Source organism: Streptomyces sp. GQ60 (assembly GCF_059758875.1).
In genome coordinates, this window is record NZ_JCAXEG010000010.1 from 47,866 (window position 1) to 64,529 (window position 16,664).

A 16,664-nucleotide genomic window follows, 5' to 3' on the forward strand; every position below is an offset into this window, starting at 1 on the left:
AAGCCCCAGTTCGTTTCCGCTACGAGGAGCTGATGAGATCCATGGCCATGCCCGCCGAGTTCCACGACATCGCCAAGCGCGTCAACAACTGGGGCCGGTGGGGCGCCGAGGACGAGATCGGCACCCTCAACCTCATCACCGACGAGGTGGTCCGAGCGGCCGCCGCCGAGATACGCACCGGCCGCCGCGTCCCCCTGGCCCTCCCCCTCAAGGAGGACGGCGTGCAGTCCGGCATGATCCCCGGCCGGATCAACCCGCTGCACACGATGGTGCAGATCAACCAGGAGCTCTTCGGCCCGGGCACGGTGGCGTGCAGCGACGACGCGGTGACCTTCGGGCTCCAGGCCGGCACGCACTGGGACGCGCTCACGCACGTCTCGCACTCGGGGAAGATCTACAACGGCCGCCCGGCCGGCACCATCACGGCGCACGGCCGCGCCGAGTTCAGCGGCATCGACAAGGCCGGGCACATCGTCTCGCGCGGGGTCCTGCTGGACGTGGCCCGCGCCAAGGGCCTGGACCGGCTCCCCGGAGGCCACGCGGTCACCCCGGAGGACCTGGAGCAGGCGGAGGAGTTCGGCGGGGTCACCGTCCGCGCGGGCGACATCGTCCTGGTCCGCACCGGCCAGGTGCAGGTCTACCTGGCGGGCGACAAGCACGGCTACGGCTACCCGTCGCCCGGCCTGTCCGTCCGTACGCCCGAGTGGTTCCACGCGCGGGACGTGGCGGCCGTCGCGAACGACACCCTGACCTTCGAGATCTTCCCGCCGGAGATAGAGAACCTGTGGCTGCCGGTGCACGCGCTGGACCTGGTCGAGATGGGCATGCACCAGGGGCAGAACTGGAACCTCGAAAAGTTGTCCACAGCCTGTGCGGAAGATTCCCGCTACGCGTTCCTGCTCTCGGCCATGCCGGAACCCTTCGTCGGCGCGGTGGGCACCCCGGTGGCCCCGGTCGCCGTCCTCTGAGCGTTCCCGTCCACCGGTGGCCCGCGGGTGACGGCCGGGTCCGCGAAGGGCGGCGGTCCCGGACCCGCGTTCGCGTCCGGGACCACCGCCCTTCACGTCCTACGGTCAGCCCTTGGCGCAGATCACGTCGTACGGGCGGCCCACCGCCATGGTCAGCTGCATGGGCTCGGTGGTCCCGGACGGGCACTCCGCCTTCGTCTTGACCAGGCCGAGCACCTTGAGCGTGCCCGAGGCGCACGGCACTTCCCGGGCCTGGTCGGTCACGCAGTCGCCCTGCACCAGCTGGCCGCCGCCGGCACCCGCGTCACCGGGGTGCTCGCCGGTCAGGTTGCGGCCGCAGACGGTGTTGGTGGGGATGCCGCCCGACTTCGCGGAGCCGTAGGAAATGCTCACCTGGATCATCAGGTCGGTGCCGGGCGGGCACTGGATCGCGCCCGGCAGGATGCTGGCGTCCTTGATGTCTATCGCCTTGAAGGTGGCACCGGACGCCGAGCACTTCTGCGGCCGGTAGCCGTCCGGCTTGTTGTCCGGGTCGGGGCCGCCGCAATCGCCCACCGCCCACGTGCTCGACGTGTCGGAGGACGACTCCGGGTTCCCGGGGTCCTTGGACGGGTTGGCCGAGGCCGACGCGGAGGCCGAGGCCTTGGCGTCGCTCGTACCGCCGTCCTCGCCGAGCAACCGGGAGGCTCCGTAGATGCCTGCGGCGACCAGAACGAGCACGAGGAAGCCGGGGAGTTTGCCCCCACGGCGCCTCGGGGCGGGCGGAGGCGTCACCTCGTACGGGTTTGCCATGCGCTCCTCCTGCGGTGAGGTTGGGCCTTCGGAGTCGGCCTTCGGGGTGGAACGACGCACCACGAACACAGATACGTCATGGACACCTCATGGTTCCACGCGGACCACGAGCACCCGGCCCCGGGCCGGACGCACGGGGAGACGCTCAGCGGCAGGGCTCCGGTTCGGCCCCCAAGGGGCGGAAGGTGACCGCGAGGTCCGGGCCGCGGCGGACGAAGCGCGCCTCGACCGCCGAGACGAGCACCATCGTGCCCGAGGTGTACGGGTTCTCCCTGACGGCCGCGTCCAGGGCCTCCTCGGACACTTCCGGCTCGGCGCGCCACCAGCGGCCGGCGAACTTCGTGTACCGGATCCCGCAGTGCACGTACAGCTCGTGCGGGTACGGGACCCCGAGCGCCGGGCCGGCGGGGTCGGCCGGCGCGCTCGGGGGTCCCGCGGAGGCGGCGGGCGGAGCCGGCGTCCGGGACCCGCCGCCCTGCGACCACGGCGGGGCGAGGACGGCCAGCACCGCGACGGCCGCCACCACCCCGGCGCCCGCCGCCCTGCGGCGCCGGCGGATACCGACGGCCTCCCGGACGACGCCGTGCGGCGCGGGCACCGCGACGGGCACCGTCGGCCGGTCCGCCAGCGCGTGCAGGGCGCGGCGCAGCTCTTCTTCGGGGAACCCGTTCATCGCGCCTCCGCCTCCGTCTCCCTGGTGCTCGGACGCGTACGCGTACTCGCACTCGCACTCGTACTCGTTCCGCCGCCCGGACAGAGGTCGGGGTGGGACCGCAAGCGGGTCAGCGCCCGCGCGGCCAGACTGGTCACCGTGCCGTTCGGGCAGCCCAGGATCTGCGCCGTCTGCTCGACCGTCAGGTCTTGGTAGTAGCGCAGCACCAGGACGGCCCGCTGGCGCCGCGGCAGGCCGAGCAGGGCGCGTTCGAGCAGGTCCGAGGCGGCGACCGCCTCGGCCGCGTCGCCACCGGGTCCGCCCGGTCCGCCGGATCCGCCGGGTCCGCCCGGTCCGCCGACGGCATCGGGCAGCGCCGCGTGGGGAAGCTCGTGGTGCCAACGCCTGCGGCGCCAGGTGCAGTACGTGGTGACCATGACCTTGTGCGCGTAGCCGATCGGCGCGTCGTACCGCCCCGCGCTGGCCCAGCGGTCGTACACCTTGGCCAGCGTGACCTGCACCAGGTCCTGCCCCAGATGCCAGTCGCCCGTCAGCAGCCGCGCGGTGCGGAGCAACGGGAGTCCCGCTGCCGCGACGAACTCCGCAAACGTTTCTTCGGATGGCTCCACCCGGCCACACCCCCTCACCCTCCAAGACGACCCGGGGGTGCCGTCGCATTGCACGACGGGGGCACGAACTTCACGGCCGGGCACGGACGCCATCGACGGACGGCGTCCGGCGCGTCAGGAAGGGAAGGTTCTGCGGGTGGCGGCGGCGCGCATGCACGCCCCGAGCGCGGCACGGCGGCCGCCACCCCACGACCCGCACTCGTCAAGGCAGGACTGACCCTTGGCGTCCCCTCGCGACGAATCGTTCAACACAAGAGTGATCACCAGTTGACGAACCGTCAACACCTCGTTAGAGGTACACGCGCGGTTCCCGGATCGAGCCCTGAATTTCCGGCCCGCCCGGAGCGTCCGCCGCGCACTCCCCGGCGAGGTCCCCCGCGCTCTTCTCCGCGCGGTCGATCTCGCACCAGATCCGCTTCCCGGCACCCTCGCGCTGCCAGCCCCAGCGGTCCGCCAGTCCGTCCACCAGCTCCAGCCCGCGGCCGCCCGTATCGTCCCCGGCGGCCTGCCGCGGGGAGGGCGCCCGGTCGCTCGCGTCCGCGACCTCCACCCGCACCCCCGGCTCCCCGAAGAGCATGCGCAGCACGGCCGGACAGCCGGTGTGCACGACGGCGTTGGTGACCAGTTCGGAGATCAGCAGGATCAGCGTCTCGGCGAGCGGCTCGTCATCCCCTATGCCGCAGCCCGCGAGCCGGGAGCGGGCCCATCGTCGGGCCCGGCCGACCTCGGCGGGGTCCGGTCCTACCTCCAGCTGAACCTGAAGCACCTGCACCGCTCACACCATCCGAACCGGCGGACACTTCGCCTCGCGACAGGACGGGGTCACCGAGTGTGACCCCCTTGCGGAGCAGCATGGTTGACATACAGTCACCGCAACAAGCGCTTCGGGCATATTCCAGCGCGAAGGAGTAGGCGTGGTGCATACTGTGCGGCGCTCGCGCCGCTCAACCGCTCGCATTCCCGGGAGCGTACCGGAGCGGCCCCCCGGCTCAGGGCCGCAATGAGTCGGGCGAAGGACACAAACCGATATCAACTCTCTGTAATCGGACATGCGTCCCGCGCCGTCCCTCCCGCACCCCTCCGTCACAGCGAGCGAGCAGGCGCGAGCCCGCCCCGCTATTCCGCCGCCGCCAGCAGCTCCGCGGCCAGCGCCTCCTCCGCCTGCGCCGCCGTCCGCCACTGCTCCGCCCGCACCCACGCCCGCTTCAGGTGCAGGTGCACGTCCGCCTCCCAGGTGAAGCCCATCCCGCCGTGCACCTGCAGACAGTCCCGGGCATTGCGTACGGCGGCCTCGTCGGCCAGCAGCTTGGCCCCGGCCACCTCCGCCGGGTCGGCCGTCACGGCCGCCGCGTAGACCGCCGTACGGGCCACCTCGGCCCGCACCAGCATCTGCGCGCACAGGTGCTTGACCGCCTGGAACGCCCCGATCGGCTGCCCGAACTGTTCGCGCTCCTTGGCGTACCGCACCGCCAGCTCCACCGTGCGCAGCGCGCTGCCGAGCTGCAGGGCCGCCGTCAGCAGCGCCCCCGCGTCCCGGTACGCGCCGGCCGCCACCGGCTGCCCCGGCAGCAGCACCCGCGCCAGCGGGGTCAGCGGGTCCGCCGAGCGCACCGGGTCGCCCGCACGGACCTCGACCGGCTCGCCGTCCGCGCCGAGCACCGCGTCCGCCTCGCCGAGATGGGCCACCAGCGGGCCCTCCAGGTCGAAGGCCGTCACCACCGCCTCCCCCTCCGCGGCCCCCGCGACCAGCCCGGCGGCCAGGTGGGTGGCGACGAGCGGCCCCGGCAGCAGCGCCCGCCCGGCCTCCTCGAAGACGAGGACGGCCTCCGGCAGCCCGAGCCCGACCCCGCCCTCCTCCTCCGGGAGCCGCAGCGAGAAGAACCCGGCCGCGCCGAGCTCCCGCCACAGTTCACGGTCCACGGACCGGCCGGTGGCGGCCGCCCGGTCGACCGAGGCCCGCAGCTCCTCGCGCCCGTACCGGCCCGCCAGGAGGTCCCGTACGCCTGCCCGCAGGTCCCGCTGGTCCTGCGTCGGCTGGAAGTCCACGGAACGCTCACCTGCCCTTCGGAAGGCCGAGGATCCGCTCGGCCACGATGTTCTGCTGGATCTGCGAGGTGCCCGCCGCGATCGTGTAGGACAGCGAGGAGAGCCGGTCCAGGGTCCACTCCTGGTCCAGCGAGAGGGCCTCGGCCCCCAGCACCTCGGCGGCCGTGTCGTACAGCTCCTGGCGCGCGTGGGAGTACGCCAGTTTGAAGACGCTGCCGCCGATGCCGGGGACCCCGCCGGAGCGCTCGGACTCGCTGACGTTCCACTGGGTGAGCCGCCACAGGGCGCCGAACTCCCCGTACAGCCGGCCCAGCCGGCGCCGCAGCACCGGGTCGTCCCAGCGGCCGTTGGCCTTCGCGGTGCGGGCCAGCTCGCCCAGGGTGCGCCGGCAGGCGACGACCTCGCCGACGAAGGCGGTGCCGCGCTCGAAGGACAGGGTCACCATCGTGACCCGCCAGCCGTCGTTCTCCGCGCCGACCCGGTTGGCGACCGGGACCCGCACCTCGTCGAGGAACATCTCCGCGAACTCCGTGGACCCGGCCAGGGTGCGCAGCGGCCGGATCGTCACCCCGGGCGCGTCCATCGGCATGGCCAGCCAGGAGATCCCCCGGTGCTTGGGGGCTTCCGCGCTGATGGGATCCGTGCGCACCAAGAGCTCGCACCAGTCGGACACCTCCGCGTGCGAGGTCCATATCTTCGAGCCGGTGATCACGTACTCGTCGCCGTCGCGGACCGCGCGGGTGCGCAGCGAGGCCAGGTCGGAGCCCGCGTCCGGCTCGCTGAAGCCCTGGCACCACATCTCGTCGCCGCGCAGGACGGGCGGCAGCCAGCGCGCCCGCTGCTCCGCGGTGCCCTCGGCGGCGATGGTCGGGCCGGCGTGCAGCAGCCCGACGAAGTTCGCGCCGACGTACGGGGCCCCCGCGCGCTCGGTCTCCTCCAGGAAGATCAGGTGCTGGGTGGGGGTGGCGCCGCGGCCGCCCGCGTCCACCGGCCAGTGCAGTCCGGCGTACCCGGCGTCGTACAGCCTGCGCTGCCAGCCCGCGTCGTGGGCGCGGCGGCCCGGCCAGTCGTCGGGCGAGGGCTTGGGCGGCAGCCCGGGGAGCACCTGCGCGAGCCAGGCCCGCAGCCGGCCCCGGAACTCCTGCTCCTCCTCGGTGTAGGTGAGGTCCACCGCGCCTACCGTCCCGTCCGCCGGTCCTTGTCGAAGTCGAGGCCGAGCATGCGGATGGCGTTTCCGCGCATCAGCTTGTAGACGGTTTCCTCGTCGAGGCCCTTGACGTGGTCGAGGGCGACCTCCTTGGTGTGCGGGAAGGTCGAGTCCACGTGCGGGTAGTCGGTTTCGAAGGTGGCGTTGTCGCGGCCGACGACGTCCAGCGAGGCGATGCCGTGCTTGTCGCGGAAGAAGCAGCAGAACATCTGCCGGTAGTAGTACGTGGACGGCGGCTCGGGGATCAGGTCCTTGACCCCGCCCCAGGCGCGGTGCTCCTGCCACACGTCGTCGGCGCGCTCCAGGGCGTACGGGATCCAGCCCATCTGGCCTTCGCTGTACGCCAGCTTCAGCGTCGGGAACTTGACGAGCACCCCGCTGAACAGGAAGTCCATCATCGAGGCCATGGCGTTGTTGAAGCTGAGCGCGGCCTGCACGGCGGGCGGGGCGTCGGGGGAGGCGGCGGGCATCTGGGAACTGGACCCGATGTGCATGTTGACGACGGTGCCGGTCTCCTGGCAGACGGCGAAGAAGGGGTCCCAGTAGCCGGAGTGGATGGACGGCAGGCCGAGGTGGGTGGGGATCTCGGAGAAGGTCACGGCCCGCACCCCGCGCGCGGCGTTGCGGCGGATCTCGGCGACGGCCAGGTCGATGTCCCACAGCGGGATGATGCAGAGCGGGATGAGCCGGCCGCCGCTGTCCCCGCACCACTCCTCGACCATCCAGTCGTTGTAGGCGCGCACGCAGGCCAGGGCGACCTCCTTGTCGTGCGCCTCGGCGAAGGTCTGCCCGCAGAAGCGCGGGAAGGTCGGGAAGCACAGGGAGGCCTCGACGTGGTTGAGGTCCATGTCGAGCAGCCGCGCCTTGGGGTCCCAGCAGCCGCGCCGCATCTCCTCGCGGGTGATGCCCTCCAGGGTCATCTCGTCCCGGTCGAAGCCGACGGCGGCGATGTTGCGCTTGTACGGGAACTTCAGGTCCTCGTAGATCCACCAGTCGGTGGGCGGGCCGTCGGGGTCCATGGTGATCACGTACTTGCCGCCGGTGTAGGCGAGCTCGCCGATGCCCGCGGTGAGGGCCTTGGGGCCGCGGTCGCGGTATTTGGCGGGCAGCCAGACGTCGAAGAGGTGGGCCGGTTCGATGACGTGGTCGTCGACGCTGATGATCCGAGGCAGTTCCATGGTGTCCCCTCGCTGAATCTGATGAGAATCTGATGGTGCGTCAGAAATCTGGAACCAAGCTAGCCCCCCACCCCTGGACCGACAAGCGTCCGCGCTCTACGCTCTGCGCTGGATCTGACTATCCGTCAGGTCACGTCGCCAGGGGAGGTCGGTCCGGGATGACGGACAGCACCGCAGTCGAGCTCAGCCGGTCCAGCACGCTCTGGGACCTGATCACCCGCCGGGCCGCCATGACCCCCGACGCACCCGTCCTCATCGAGGCCGCCGAAGACCCCGCCGACGACCGCCGGCTGACCTTCGCGGAGCTGCGCGACCGCTCGGAGCAGGTCGCCGCCGGCCTGTACGGCATGGGGGTGCGCCCCGGCACGGTGGTCGCCTGGCAGCTCCCCACCCGCATCGAGACCGTGCTGCTCTCGGTCGCCCTCGCCCGCCTCGGCGCCGTCCAGACCCCCGTCATCCCCTTCTACCGGGACCGCGAGGTCGGCTTCGCCCTGCGCGAGTCGAAGGCGGAGTTCTTCGCCGTCCCCGGCGTCTGGCGCGGCTTCGACCACACGGCCATGGCGCACCGCCTCGGCGCGCACGGCGTCTTCGAGGCCTACGCGTCCCTCCCCGCCGGCGACCCGGCGGTGCTCCCCCCGCCCCCCGAGGAGGGCGTCGCGGTCCGGTGGATCTACTGGACCTCGGGCACCACCTCGGACCCCAAGGGCGTCCTGCACACGGACCGCTCCCTCATCGCGGGCGGCTCCTGCCTGGCCCACGCCCTGCACCTGTCACCGGACGACGTCGGCTCGATGGCCTTCCCGTTCGCCCACATCGCCGGCCCCGACTACACGGTGATGCTCCTGCTCTACGGGTTCCCGGCGGTCCTCTTCGAGAAGTTCGCGATGCCCGACGCCCTGGACGGCTACCGCCGCCACGGGGTCACGGTCGCCGGCGGCTCCACGGCCTTCTACTCGATGTTCCTCACCGAGCAGCGCAAGGACCCGGGCGCCAAACTCATCCCCACCCTCCGCCTCCTCGCGGGCGGCGGCGCCCCCAAGCCCCCGGAGATCTACCACGCGGTCGTCCGCGAGCTGGGCTGCCAACTCACCCACGGCTACGGCATGACCGAAGTCCCCATGATCACGATGGGCGCCCCGGACGACACCGCGGAGAACCTGGCGACCACGGAAGGCCGCCCGCCCGCCGGCATGTCGATCCGCATCACCACACCCGAGGGCGTGCTCCTGCCCCCGGACACCGACGGGGAGGTCCGCCTGCGCGGCGAGGCGGTCTGCCAGGGCTATCTCAACCGCGACGAGAACACGGGCGTCTTCGACGCCGACGGCTACCTGATCACCGGCGACCTCGGCCACCTCACCCCGGACGGCTACCTGGTCCTGACGGGCCGCAGCAAGGACGTCATCATCCGCAAGGGCGAGAACATCTCGGCGAAGGAGATCGAGGACCTGCTCCACCTGCTCCCGGCGATAGCCGACGTCGCGGTCATCGGCCTCCCGGACCCGGAGCGCGGCGAACGCGTCTGCGCCGTCGTCGAGCAGCCCCCGGGCGCGCCCGCCCTGACCCTGGCCGAGGTGACCTCGCACCTCCGCACGAAGGGCCTCTCCACCCACAAGCTCCCGGAACAACTGGAACTGGTCGAGGCCCTGCCCCGCAACGACGCCCTGCGCAAGGTCCTCAAGTACAAGCTCCGCGAACGCTTCGCGTAGGCCGGCTACGGGCTACGGGCGGCGGGCCGGGCGCGGGGCACACGGGCAAGACGGGGCCGCGGGACTCCTGCCCCGCCACCCCGCTCCCGTCCCGCCGGGGGCTACGCGTCCGGCGCCGCCACCCCGCAGTAGCCGGCGAAGGCCGCCAGGATCTCGTCCTCCGTGATGCGGCCGTCGCCGTCCCCGTCCAGGGCCGACGCGACCGGGCCCGCCAGTTCCTCCGGAGTGCCCAGCACCCGCAGGACACGGGCCGTCGCCTCCGGGGTCGCGCCACGGCTGTCGGCGTCCGCCACCGCGATCACCGCCCGCAGGAAGGGCCGCGCGATCTCCGCGAACCGGTGCGGGTTGTCCCGCAGCCGCTTCGCCGCGCCCGTGACGAACTCCTCGCGGGACACCCGCTGGTCCCCGTCCACGTCCGCGATGCCGGCCATGCCCTGCCAGAAGGCCTCCGCGCCCGCGAAGACGGCCTGGCCCCTGTCGGACCGGGCCGCCACGGCGAATTCGGCCAGGACCGCCCGGGCCGCGGTGCTGAAGTCCTCCCGGTCGATATACCCGGACCCGTCCTGGTCGAAGGTGGCGAATCGGGCGGCGATCTTGCGCTCGTATTCTGCGCTGTCCATATTCGGCGTTCCGCCTTCACATATGCGGTGGGGTGCAGTTCAAGACAGGACAGGAGCGTAAGGCCTACGTGGCCTGCGCGTTAAGCGAAGCGGTCAAGGAGGTGGCCGCATCGAACCAGCGCACGAGGAGCGCGACGGGGCGCGTACGCCTGTGCCCATGTGCCCGGCGGCACCTCCCCGTTCACAGCGCGCGACGCCTCTATCACGGAGGGCGCACTTCCTGGACGAGGTTCTGGCAAAACGGGCGCACACCGCTGCGTGCCCACTACATTCGAGTGGTCGACACACGGCTGCGAAACCGGGAAGCCGGCTGGGGGCACGATGCCGAAGGACGCACCACCGCGCTGGGACCGCCGCATGCAACAACGCCTGGCCCGCGGCGAAGCCGCCGCGCTCGGCGAGCTGTACGACCGCTTCGCCTCGCTCGTACACAGCCTCGCCCACCGGGTCCTCGGCGACGAGACGGCCGCCGACCGGGTCACCCGCGAGGTCTTCGGCTACATCTGGGAGAACCCGGACGCCTACGACCCCAAACAGGGCTCCATGCGCTCCTGGGTCGCCCGCATCACCCAGGGGCAGGCCGTCGCCCGCCTGCGCCAGGCCGAACTGGGCAACGGCTCCCGCGAGGAGCTGGAACAGAAGGTGCGCAGCGCCAACGCGGCGGCCCGCGCGGACTTCATCGTCACCTCCATGCCCGCACCCCTGCGGGCCGCGCTCGAACTCGCGTACTTCAAACGCCGCGACTACCGCCAGGCCGCCGCCGACCTGCAGATCAGCGAGGACGAGGCCCGGCGCCGGCTGCGCCTGGGCCTGCAACTCCTGTCCACGGCCAACGCCGTCCCGCGCGACGACACGGTCCCGCCGGGATACGGCCCCTCCGGATATGGAACCACCCGATGACCACCCCCTTCGGTGAAGAAGACGGCGAAGAGTACGAGCGGCCCCCCAACCCCGGCGGCCCGGCGCGCATACCGGGCCCGCGCGGCGCGGCCGACGACCTCGACCTCTCGGGGCAGCGGTACGCGCGGCCCGCCGAGGAGCCGGACGCGGCCCCGGACGCCGACGACCTGGACGACCGGGACGACTCGGACCACCCGGAATACACGGAGATCAACGACTTCCCCGCCGTACCGGCCCCCGCCGAGCCCGAGCCCGACCCCGAGCCGTTCGCCGAGCCCGTCCCGGCCGCGCCCCCGCCCACCCACGCCGTACTGAAGTCCCTGCTCGGCGCCTGGGCCCTCGCCGCCTGCTCCTCGGAGGAGACCCAGGCCGTCGAGGACCACCTCACCGAGTGCGCGCGCTGCGCCGAGGAGGCACTGCGGCTGCGCGACGCCGTGGGGCTGCTGCACCCGGAGGAGAGCCTCGACCTCAAACCGCTGCTGCGCTCGCGCGTGCTGGAGGACTGCCTCGGCAAGCGCCCGGCCCGCATCCCGGTCCCGCTGTGGGCGAGCCCGTACGACACCGAGACCGCCCGGCTCGACGCGCTGCTGCGGGACTTCGGGGACTCCGAGTGGCACACCCCGGTCCGGCTGAAGTGGTTCGAGGAGGAACGCCGCCAGACGCGCCGGACCACGGTGGCCGGGGTCATCGGGCACCTGCTGGCGGTGGACGGGCTCGTGGCGGCCGCGCTGGGCCTGGACGACCCCCTGGGCCGGGACGTGCCCGCGGGCACCCCGGCCGAGCGCACGGAGCGGTTCTGGGAGGACTCCCCGTACCCGACCACCCGCCGGGTCCGCGACCCGTGGCGGGAGCAGGGCCACACCCTGGTCCGCACGGTGTCCTTCGCGGGCCGGGGAGTGGCCGAACTGGACGTGGAGTACGGCGGCTTCGCCCTGCCCCTCGGGGACGCCTTCCTGGAGCGCGCCTTCGAGTGCTGGGTCCACGCCGTGGACATCGCGGAGGCGGTGGACTACCCGTACGGGCCGCCGTCCGCGCCCCACCTGAACCGGATGATCGACCTGGCGGCCCGGCTCCTGCCCGAGGCCCTGGCCGGGCGCCGCAGGGCGGGCCTGGCGGCGCCGCCGCGCGGGCTGGTCGCTGCGGGGGCGCCGGGCCGGACCCTGCACCTGGAGATCGAGGGCGCGGGAGGCGGCGGCTGGGACATCGCCCTGGACTCCCCCGCTGCGCAACCCTCGCCGGACCACACGGTGGCCCGGATCGCCCTGGACGGCGCCGAATTCTGCCAGCTCGCCGCGGGCCACATCTCCCCGGAGGAAGCCGCGGTCGGCCAGACCGGCGACCGCGAAGCCATCCGCGACGTCCTCTTCGCTGCGGCCTCGCTCAGCCGGATGTAGACCGCGCGGCCGGATGCGGTCCGCGCGGCGGCTACGTGAAGACGACCGTCCGGGTCCCGTTCAGCAGGACCCGGTGCTCGCTGTGCCACTTCACGGCCCGCGCCAGCGCCTGGCACTCCACGTCCCGGCCGATCGCCACGAGCTGGTCCGGGGTGACCTCGTGCCCCACCCGCTCGACCTCCTGCTCGATGATCGGGCCCTCGTCCAGATCCGCCGTCACGTAGTGCGCGGTCGCCCCGATCAGCTTCACGCCCCGCGCGTGCGCCTGGTGGTACGGCTTCGCGCCCTTGAAGCTCGGCAGGAACGAGTGGTGGATGTTGATGATCCGCCCGCTCAGCTCCTTGCACAGGGTGTCCGACAGCACCTGCATGTACCGCGCGAGCACCACGAGGTCGACCTCCTCGGCCCGCACCAGCTCCAGCAGCTTCGCCTCGGCCGCCGTCTTCGTGTCCTTCGTCACCGGGATGTGCACGAACGGGACCCCGTACGAGCCGACCAGCTCCTCGAAGTCGGTGTGGTTCGAGACCACCGCCGCGATCTCCACCGGCAGCGCGCCGATCCGGTGGCGGAACAGGAGGTCGTTGAGGCAGTGCCCGAACTTCGACACCATCAGCACGATCCGCATGCGCTCGTCGGAGCGGTGGATCTGCCAGTCCATCCGGAAGCTGTCGCCGATCGCGGCGAAGCTGGCCCGCAGCTTCTCCACGGTCACCGGAGCGTCGGCCGCGAAGTGGACCCGCATGAAGAAGAGGCCGGTGTCGCGGTCGCCGAACTGCTGGCTGTCCTCGATGTTGCACCCGGTCATGAACAGATAGCTGGACACGGCGTGCACGATGCCCTGCTTGTCCGGGCATGAGAGGGTCAGTACGTACTGCTGCGTGGCCTGGGGCTGCGGGTCGTCGCTCATGACCCCACAGCCTTCCACATCACACCGCGCGCGTGAGGATCCTCAGGACATCCAGCGAGCGCGGCCGGGCGTCCGGGTCGTCCCCGTCCGCCGTCGCCAGCCGTACGTGGGCTTCGCGCGCGGCCCGTACCGCCTCCGGCCAGGCGTGGTTCTCCAGGTAGCCGGAGACCGGGGCGTCGGGACCTATCTGGTGCATGATCCGCAGCACGCGCAGCACGGCGAGGTCCACCAGGGCCGCCTCCTGCGAGTCGCGGAAGATCGTGCCGACGTACTTCTCGGCGGACCAGCTGTCGAGCCAGGTGTCCTCGACGAGCCGGTACACGGCGTCGGTGACGTCCCCGTACCCCTCGGCGCCGGCCAGCCAGGTGTCCTCTTGGAACGCGGGGTCGGAAAGCATGTGCAGCGCCGAGCGCACGTTGCTGCGCCAGCGCCACCACGGCATGTCGTTGAGGGGCATGCCGCCCATGGTGGAGGAGCGGCCGCCTCGGCGGGAAGAGTTCTTCGAACCTTGGGCGAATGTCACGCTTTCGATCGTACGTTCCCGTGCGGCGCGATCTTGAGGCGCCTGGCCCCGGGGGCCGGGAGCCGCCCGGCGTTCACTCACCGTACGGACGCCACCCGTAATTCACCTGGGCGTCACCCGATGTTGTGCACACCTCACACTTCAGTTACCCCTGGCGCGGAATGGTGCATGCACATGACCACCCGGCGAAGCGCAGCAGCACTCTCCCGAACCTTTCTGGCCCGGACCACGGCCATGGCGATGGGCGCGTGTCTCATCGCCGGCTGCGGGGCGCTCCCCGGAGGCTCGGGGGGCTCCGGGGGCGCCGACACCCTCACGGTCATGACGTTCGCCCCGGAGGACTCCAAGGCGACCAACATGCCGGGCATGCCGGGCATGGCCAAGGCATACGAGCGCTGGGTCAACTCCAAGGGCGGCATCAACGGCCGCAAGCTCCGCGTCCTGACCTGCAACGAGCGCAACACGGCCGGCGGCGCCGCCGACTGCGCCCGCAAGGCGGTCGCCGAGAAGGCCGTCGCCGTCATCGGCTCCTACAGCCAGCACGGCCGCGCCTTCATGGCCCCGCTGGAAGCCGAGGGCATCCCGTTCATCGGCGGCTACGGCGTCTCCGCCGAGGAGTTCCAGTCCCCGCTCTCCTTCCCCGTCAACGGCGGCCAGCCCGTCCTCGTGGCCGGCGCCGGCCACCAGCTCGGGCGCACCTGCGCCAAGGTCGCCCTGGTCCGCCCCGACACCCTCGCCGGCGATTCCCTGCCCCTCCAGCTCAACGCCGGCCTCCAGGCCAACCAGATGGCCGCGGCCGCCGACATCCGGGCCGCCGAGGACTCCGCGGACCTCTCCACCCAGGCGAACGAGGCCCTGGCCTCCTCCTCCGCCCCCGCGAAGGGCGGCGCCTCCTCCGCGAAGGACGGCAAGGAGAAGGGCTGCGTGGCCGCCGTGCTCGGCGCCCGCACCGAGACCTTCTTCGACGCCTTCCGCCGCGCCGACTCCCAGAACCGCAAACCGCAGGTCTCCTCGGTGCTGGGCTCGGTCAGCCAGGCCCTGGTCGACCGCACCGGCGGCAAGGAGAGCCCCTTCGAGGGCGCGTACGTCACGAGCTGGTACCCGGTCTCCGCCGACCCCCTCTGGACGCAGATGCGCAACGTGATCTCCGACCACGCCTTCGGCGACAACGCCGTGGACCCCGACGACAGCGGCGCCCAGACCACCTGGATCGCGTACACGGTGTTCGGCGAGATGGTGAAGCGGTTCAAGGACGACGAAAACCTCACGGGGCGCACCCTCACCCGCAAGCTGAACCAGTCCGACCCGGTCAAGACCGGCGGCCTGACCCCCGACCTGAGCTGGCGCTACCAGGACATGCGCGCCGTCGCCGGCTTCCCCCGCATGGTCAACGGCCGGGTCACCTTCCAGGTGGTCCAGCAGGGCCGCCTGGTCGCCCAGCAGGGCGGCGAGCAGTCCATGGACATGACCAAGACCCTGGAAAAGGCCCCCCGTTCGAGCTAGGCGGCCTAGAGCTGGCTCTTGTCCCGCTTGGTGAGGCCGTACTTCCCGGCGATGGTGTTCCACAGCCGCGACGCGGACTCCTTCGCCCGGGTGGCGTCACCGCTCGCCTTGTTGCCGTCCGAGGCGTTGCCGGTCGACTTGGCCTTGCCGTCCTTGCACTTGTCCCCGTCGGACTTCACGTCGTCCGCCCAGGACGCGTAGCTGTTGTCGGCCTCGGCGGAGGACTTCCACGCCTTGGTGAGGGCCGCGGTCAGCTTCGCGTGGTCCGGGAGCTGGTCCACCTTCAGCTCCTGGAGCCGGGTGACCAGCTCCTCGCGCTGACGGGCCGCGTCGCGCAGGTCGTTGGCCGCCTGGTCCAGGTTGCGGCACCCCTTGATGTCCTCGACGGCCTTGATCACCGCGGACCGGCTGTCATTGCTGTCCGCGAGGAGCTTGTCGAGCTGGACCGCCTGCGGCTGCGCCGGGTCCAGCGGGGCCTCCCCGCTGTCCGCGGCGGAGCTGCCGGGGGTCGGGGTGGCCGCCGCGGCGGCCGGGTCGTTGTTCTGCGCCTTGCCGTCACCGAGCAGCGCACCGACCCCGAGCCCGACGACGGCCAGGCCGATGACGACGGCGGCGACGATCGCGGGCGAGACCTTGCGGGGCGCGGGCGGCTGCGGCATCTGCGGCATCTGCTGCGGGTACTGCTGCTGCGGCGGCGGCGCGTACTGCTGATGCTGCCCCTGCGGATACTGCTGCGGCGGATGGGGGCGTCGCGGCGGCGGCGGCGGTGGCGGTGACTGCCGGCGGAGCACCGGCTCCTGGACGGGGGGCAGTTGCTGCGTATCCCCCCGGAAGATCCCGTCGAACCCGGCGGCCGGGTCGGCGGGCCCGGCCGGAACCGGCGGAATGTACTGCGTAGCGGCTTCCTCGTACGCGGGAACCGGCGCGATGTACTGCGTTGCCGCCTCCTCGTAGGCGGGGACCGGCGCGATGTACTGCGTAGCCGCCTCCTCGTAGGCGGGGGCGGCGGGCACCGGCGGGATGTACTGCGTCGCCGCCTCCGGCAGCGGCGGGTAGCCGTAACCGTGGGGGTCGCCGGGGCCCTCGTAGCCGGGGCCGACGACGTGACCCTGCGGATAGCCGTAGGAGGGCGGGCCGTGCGGGTGGTCCGGCTCCCCGCCGGGCTGCGCGGGCGGCTCCGCCGGCGGCCCTGCGGGCACGGGCCGGCCCCACGGCACGCCTGCCTGCGGGCTGCCGCCCTGTCCGCTCTCCGTCACCGGGACTCCCTCTCCGACCTGTCCGCGTCCGCGGAACCGACGGCTCACGCTACCCGGTCACCCCCCTCCCGCGGCAGGGCCGCCCCCGCCGAAGATCGCCCCCGCCCGGTGCGGGTGGGGCGGCCCTGCGGGGCGAAGTCCCCTACCCGCCCTTCCACCGTTCCCCGGGCTCCGCCCGGACCCGCGCCTCAAACGCCGGCGAGGCTGAGAATGCCGCCGGGAAGGGGCCCCGGGCTGCGCCCGGACCCCCTGGGGCTCCGCCCCGGACCCCGGTCATCAAACGCCGGACGGCTGAAACGGCGCAGCCAGGCCGGAAAGACGTGAAGCTCCCCGTCCGGGGCTGCATGTCCCCGTCCGGAGCTGAAGCTCCCCGTCCAGGG

At 72.5% G+C, this 16,664-nt stretch carries 16 protein-coding genes; 5 read left to right on the plus strand and 11 right to left on the minus strand.

The annotated features are described in order from the left end of the window. Nucleotides 1-41 precede the first annotated feature (41 nt). A complete protein-coding gene (locus AC6CKD_RS24040) occupies nucleotides 42-968 on the plus strand; it encodes a cyclase family protein (protein ID WP_498330105.1) in 927 nt (308 codons plus the stop codon). A gap of 105 nt (nucleotides 969-1,073) precedes the next feature. Here the strand turns inward: AC6CKD_RS24040 and AC6CKD_RS24045 are convergent, their stop codons facing one another. The 7 genes from AC6CKD_RS24045 to AC6CKD_RS24075 form a co-directional block, all read right to left on the minus strand. After that, nucleotides 1,074-1,760: a hypothetical protein gene (locus tag AC6CKD_RS24045; RefSeq protein WP_498329793.1), complete on the minus strand. Its 687-nt coding sequence runs from the start codon at nucleotides 1,758-1,760 to the stop codon at nucleotides 1,074-1,076. Nucleotides 1,761-1,905: 145 nt separating this feature from the next. Further along, nucleotides 1,906-2,433 carry a hypothetical protein gene (locus AC6CKD_RS24050; protein ID WP_498329795.1) on the minus strand — a complete coding sequence of 176 codons (528 nt, stop codon included), beginning with the start codon at nucleotides 2,431-2,433 and terminating at the stop codon, nucleotides 1,906-1,908. Next, nucleotides 2,430-3,095: a SigE family RNA polymerase sigma factor gene (locus tag AC6CKD_RS24055; RefSeq protein WP_498330106.1), complete on the minus strand. Its 666-nt coding sequence runs from the start codon at nucleotides 3,093-3,095 to the stop codon at nucleotides 2,430-2,432. Before AC6CKD_RS24055 ends, AC6CKD_RS24050 begins: the two co-directional genes overlap by 4 nt. 235 nt (nucleotides 3,096-3,330) lie before the next feature. After that, nucleotides 3,331-3,813: an ATP-binding protein gene (locus AC6CKD_RS24060; protein WP_498329797.1), complete on the minus strand. Its 483-nt coding sequence runs from the start codon at nucleotides 3,811-3,813 to the stop codon at nucleotides 3,331-3,333. 344 nt (nucleotides 3,814-4,157) lie between these two features. Beyond that, entirely contained in the window at nucleotides 4,158-5,087 is a 930-nt protein-coding gene (locus tag AC6CKD_RS24065) for an acyl-CoA dehydrogenase family protein (protein ID WP_498329799.1), read from the minus strand. A gap of 7 nt (nucleotides 5,088-5,094) precedes the next feature. After that, entirely contained in the window at nucleotides 5,095-6,258 is a 1,164-nt protein-coding gene (locus AC6CKD_RS24070; protein WP_498329800.1) for an acyl-CoA dehydrogenase, read from the minus strand. A gap of 5 nt (nucleotides 6,259-6,263) precedes the next feature. Continuing rightward, nucleotides 6,264-7,472: an amidohydrolase family protein gene (locus tag AC6CKD_RS24075; RefSeq protein ID WP_422464255.1), complete on the minus strand. Its 1,209-nt coding sequence runs from the start codon at nucleotides 7,470-7,472 to the stop codon at nucleotides 6,264-6,266. A 158-nt stretch (nucleotides 7,473-7,630) separates the two neighbouring features. Here AC6CKD_RS24075 and AC6CKD_RS24080 point away from each other — a divergent pair, with 158 nt between their 5' ends. Beyond that, the gene (locus AC6CKD_RS24080; protein WP_498329802.1) at nucleotides 7,631-9,181 is read left to right on the plus strand and encodes a class I adenylate-forming enzyme family protein; all 1,551 of its coding nucleotides are present in this window, start codon (nucleotides 7,631-7,633) and stop codon (nucleotides 9,179-9,181) included. Between the two features lie 101 nt (nucleotides 9,182-9,282). Here the strand turns inward: AC6CKD_RS24080 and AC6CKD_RS24085 are convergent, their stop codons facing one another. Beyond that, complete coding sequence (locus AC6CKD_RS24085; protein ID WP_498329804.1) at nucleotides 9,283-9,801, minus strand: EF-hand domain-containing protein; 519 nt, start codon at nucleotides 9,799-9,801, stop codon at nucleotides 9,283-9,285. Between the two features lie 321 nt (nucleotides 9,802-10,122). Here AC6CKD_RS24085 and AC6CKD_RS24090 point away from each other — a divergent pair, with 321 nt between their 5' ends. Together AC6CKD_RS24090 and AC6CKD_RS24095 are read left to right on the plus strand one after the other, a co-directional pair. Then, nucleotides 10,123-10,701 (plus strand): sigma-70 family RNA polymerase sigma factor, encoded by a 579-nt coding sequence (locus AC6CKD_RS24090; RefSeq protein WP_498329805.1) that lies wholly within the window; start codon nucleotides 10,123-10,125, stop codon nucleotides 10,699-10,701. Continuing rightward, nucleotides 10,698-12,095, plus strand: coding sequence for a maleylpyruvate isomerase N-terminal domain-containing protein (locus AC6CKD_RS24095; protein ID WP_498329807.1), 1,398 nt, complete (start codon nucleotides 10,698-10,700; stop codon nucleotides 12,093-12,095). The genes AC6CKD_RS24090 and AC6CKD_RS24095 overlap by 4 nt, the downstream gene beginning before the upstream one ends. Nucleotides 12,096-12,126: 31 nt before the next feature. Here the strand turns inward: AC6CKD_RS24095 and purU are convergent, their stop codons facing one another. Both purU and AC6CKD_RS24105 read right to left on the minus strand, forming a co-directional pair. Continuing rightward, a complete protein-coding gene (gene purU / locus AC6CKD_RS24100; protein ID WP_498329809.1) occupies nucleotides 12,127-13,002 on the minus strand; it encodes a formyltetrahydrofolate deformylase in 876 nt (291 codons plus the stop codon). Between the two features lie 19 nt (nucleotides 13,003-13,021). Beyond that, nucleotides 13,022-13,468, minus strand: coding sequence for an SCO4402 family protein (locus AC6CKD_RS24105; RefSeq protein WP_498330108.1), 447 nt, complete (start codon nucleotides 13,466-13,468; stop codon nucleotides 13,022-13,024). Nucleotides 13,469-13,699: 231 nt separating this feature from the next. On the opposite strand from AC6CKD_RS24105, the gene AC6CKD_RS24110 reads away from it, so the two are divergent. Continuing rightward, a complete protein-coding gene (locus AC6CKD_RS24110; protein WP_498329810.1) occupies nucleotides 13,700-15,028 on the plus strand; it encodes an ABC transporter substrate-binding protein in 1,329 nt (442 codons plus the stop codon). Between the two features lie 5 nt (nucleotides 15,029-15,033). On the opposite strand, the gene AC6CKD_RS24115 is transcribed toward AC6CKD_RS24110, so the two are convergent. Beyond that, complete coding sequence (locus AC6CKD_RS24115; RefSeq protein WP_498329811.1) at nucleotides 15,034-16,284, minus strand: hypothetical protein; 1,251 nt, start codon at nucleotides 16,282-16,284, stop codon at nucleotides 15,034-15,036. Between the last annotated feature and the right edge of the window lie 380 nt (nucleotides 16,285-16,664).

What these genes read in the sequence shown, in the direction of transcription:
- AC6CKD_RS24040 (WP_498330105.1), top strand. Translation starts at nt 42, where the DNA reads ATGGCCATGCCCGCCGAGTTCCACGACATCGCCAAGCGCGTCAACAAC.
- AC6CKD_RS24045 (WP_498329793.1), bottom strand. Translation starts at nt 1,760, where the DNA reads ATGGCAAACCCGTACGAGGTGACGCCTCCGCCCGCCCCGAGGCGCCGT.
- AC6CKD_RS24050 (WP_498329795.1), bottom strand. Translation starts at nt 2,433, where the DNA reads ATGAACGGGTTCCCCGAAGAAGAGCTGCGCCGCGCCCTGCACGCGCTG.
- AC6CKD_RS24075 (WP_422464255.1), bottom strand. Translation starts at nt 7,472, where the DNA reads ATGGAACTGCCTCGGATCATCAGCGTCGACGACCACGTCATCGAACCG.
- AC6CKD_RS24080 (WP_498329802.1), top strand. Translation starts at nt 7,631, where the DNA reads ATGACGGACAGCACCGCAGTCGAGCTCAGCCGGTCCAGCACGCTCTGG.
- AC6CKD_RS24085 (WP_498329804.1), bottom strand. Translation starts at nt 9,801, where the DNA reads ATGGACAGCGCAGAATACGAGCGCAAGATCGCCGCCCGATTCGCCACC.
- AC6CKD_RS24090 (WP_498329805.1), top strand. Translation starts at nt 10,123, where the DNA reads ATGCCGAAGGACGCACCACCGCGCTGGGACCGCCGCATGCAACAACGC.
- AC6CKD_RS24095 (WP_498329807.1), top strand. Translation starts at nt 10,698, where the DNA reads ATGACCACCCCCTTCGGTGAAGAAGACGGCGAAGAGTACGAGCGGCCC.
- purU (WP_498329809.1), bottom strand. Translation starts at nt 13,002, where the DNA reads ATGAGCGACGACCCGCAGCCCCAGGCCACGCAGCAGTACGTACTGACC.
- AC6CKD_RS24105 (WP_498330108.1), bottom strand. Translation starts at nt 13,468, where the DNA reads ATGGGCGGCATGCCCCTCAACGACATGCCGTGGTGGCGCTGGCGCAGC.
- AC6CKD_RS24110 (WP_498329810.1), top strand. Translation starts at nt 13,700, where the DNA reads ATGACCACCCGGCGAAGCGCAGCAGCACTCTCCCGAACCTTTCTGGCC.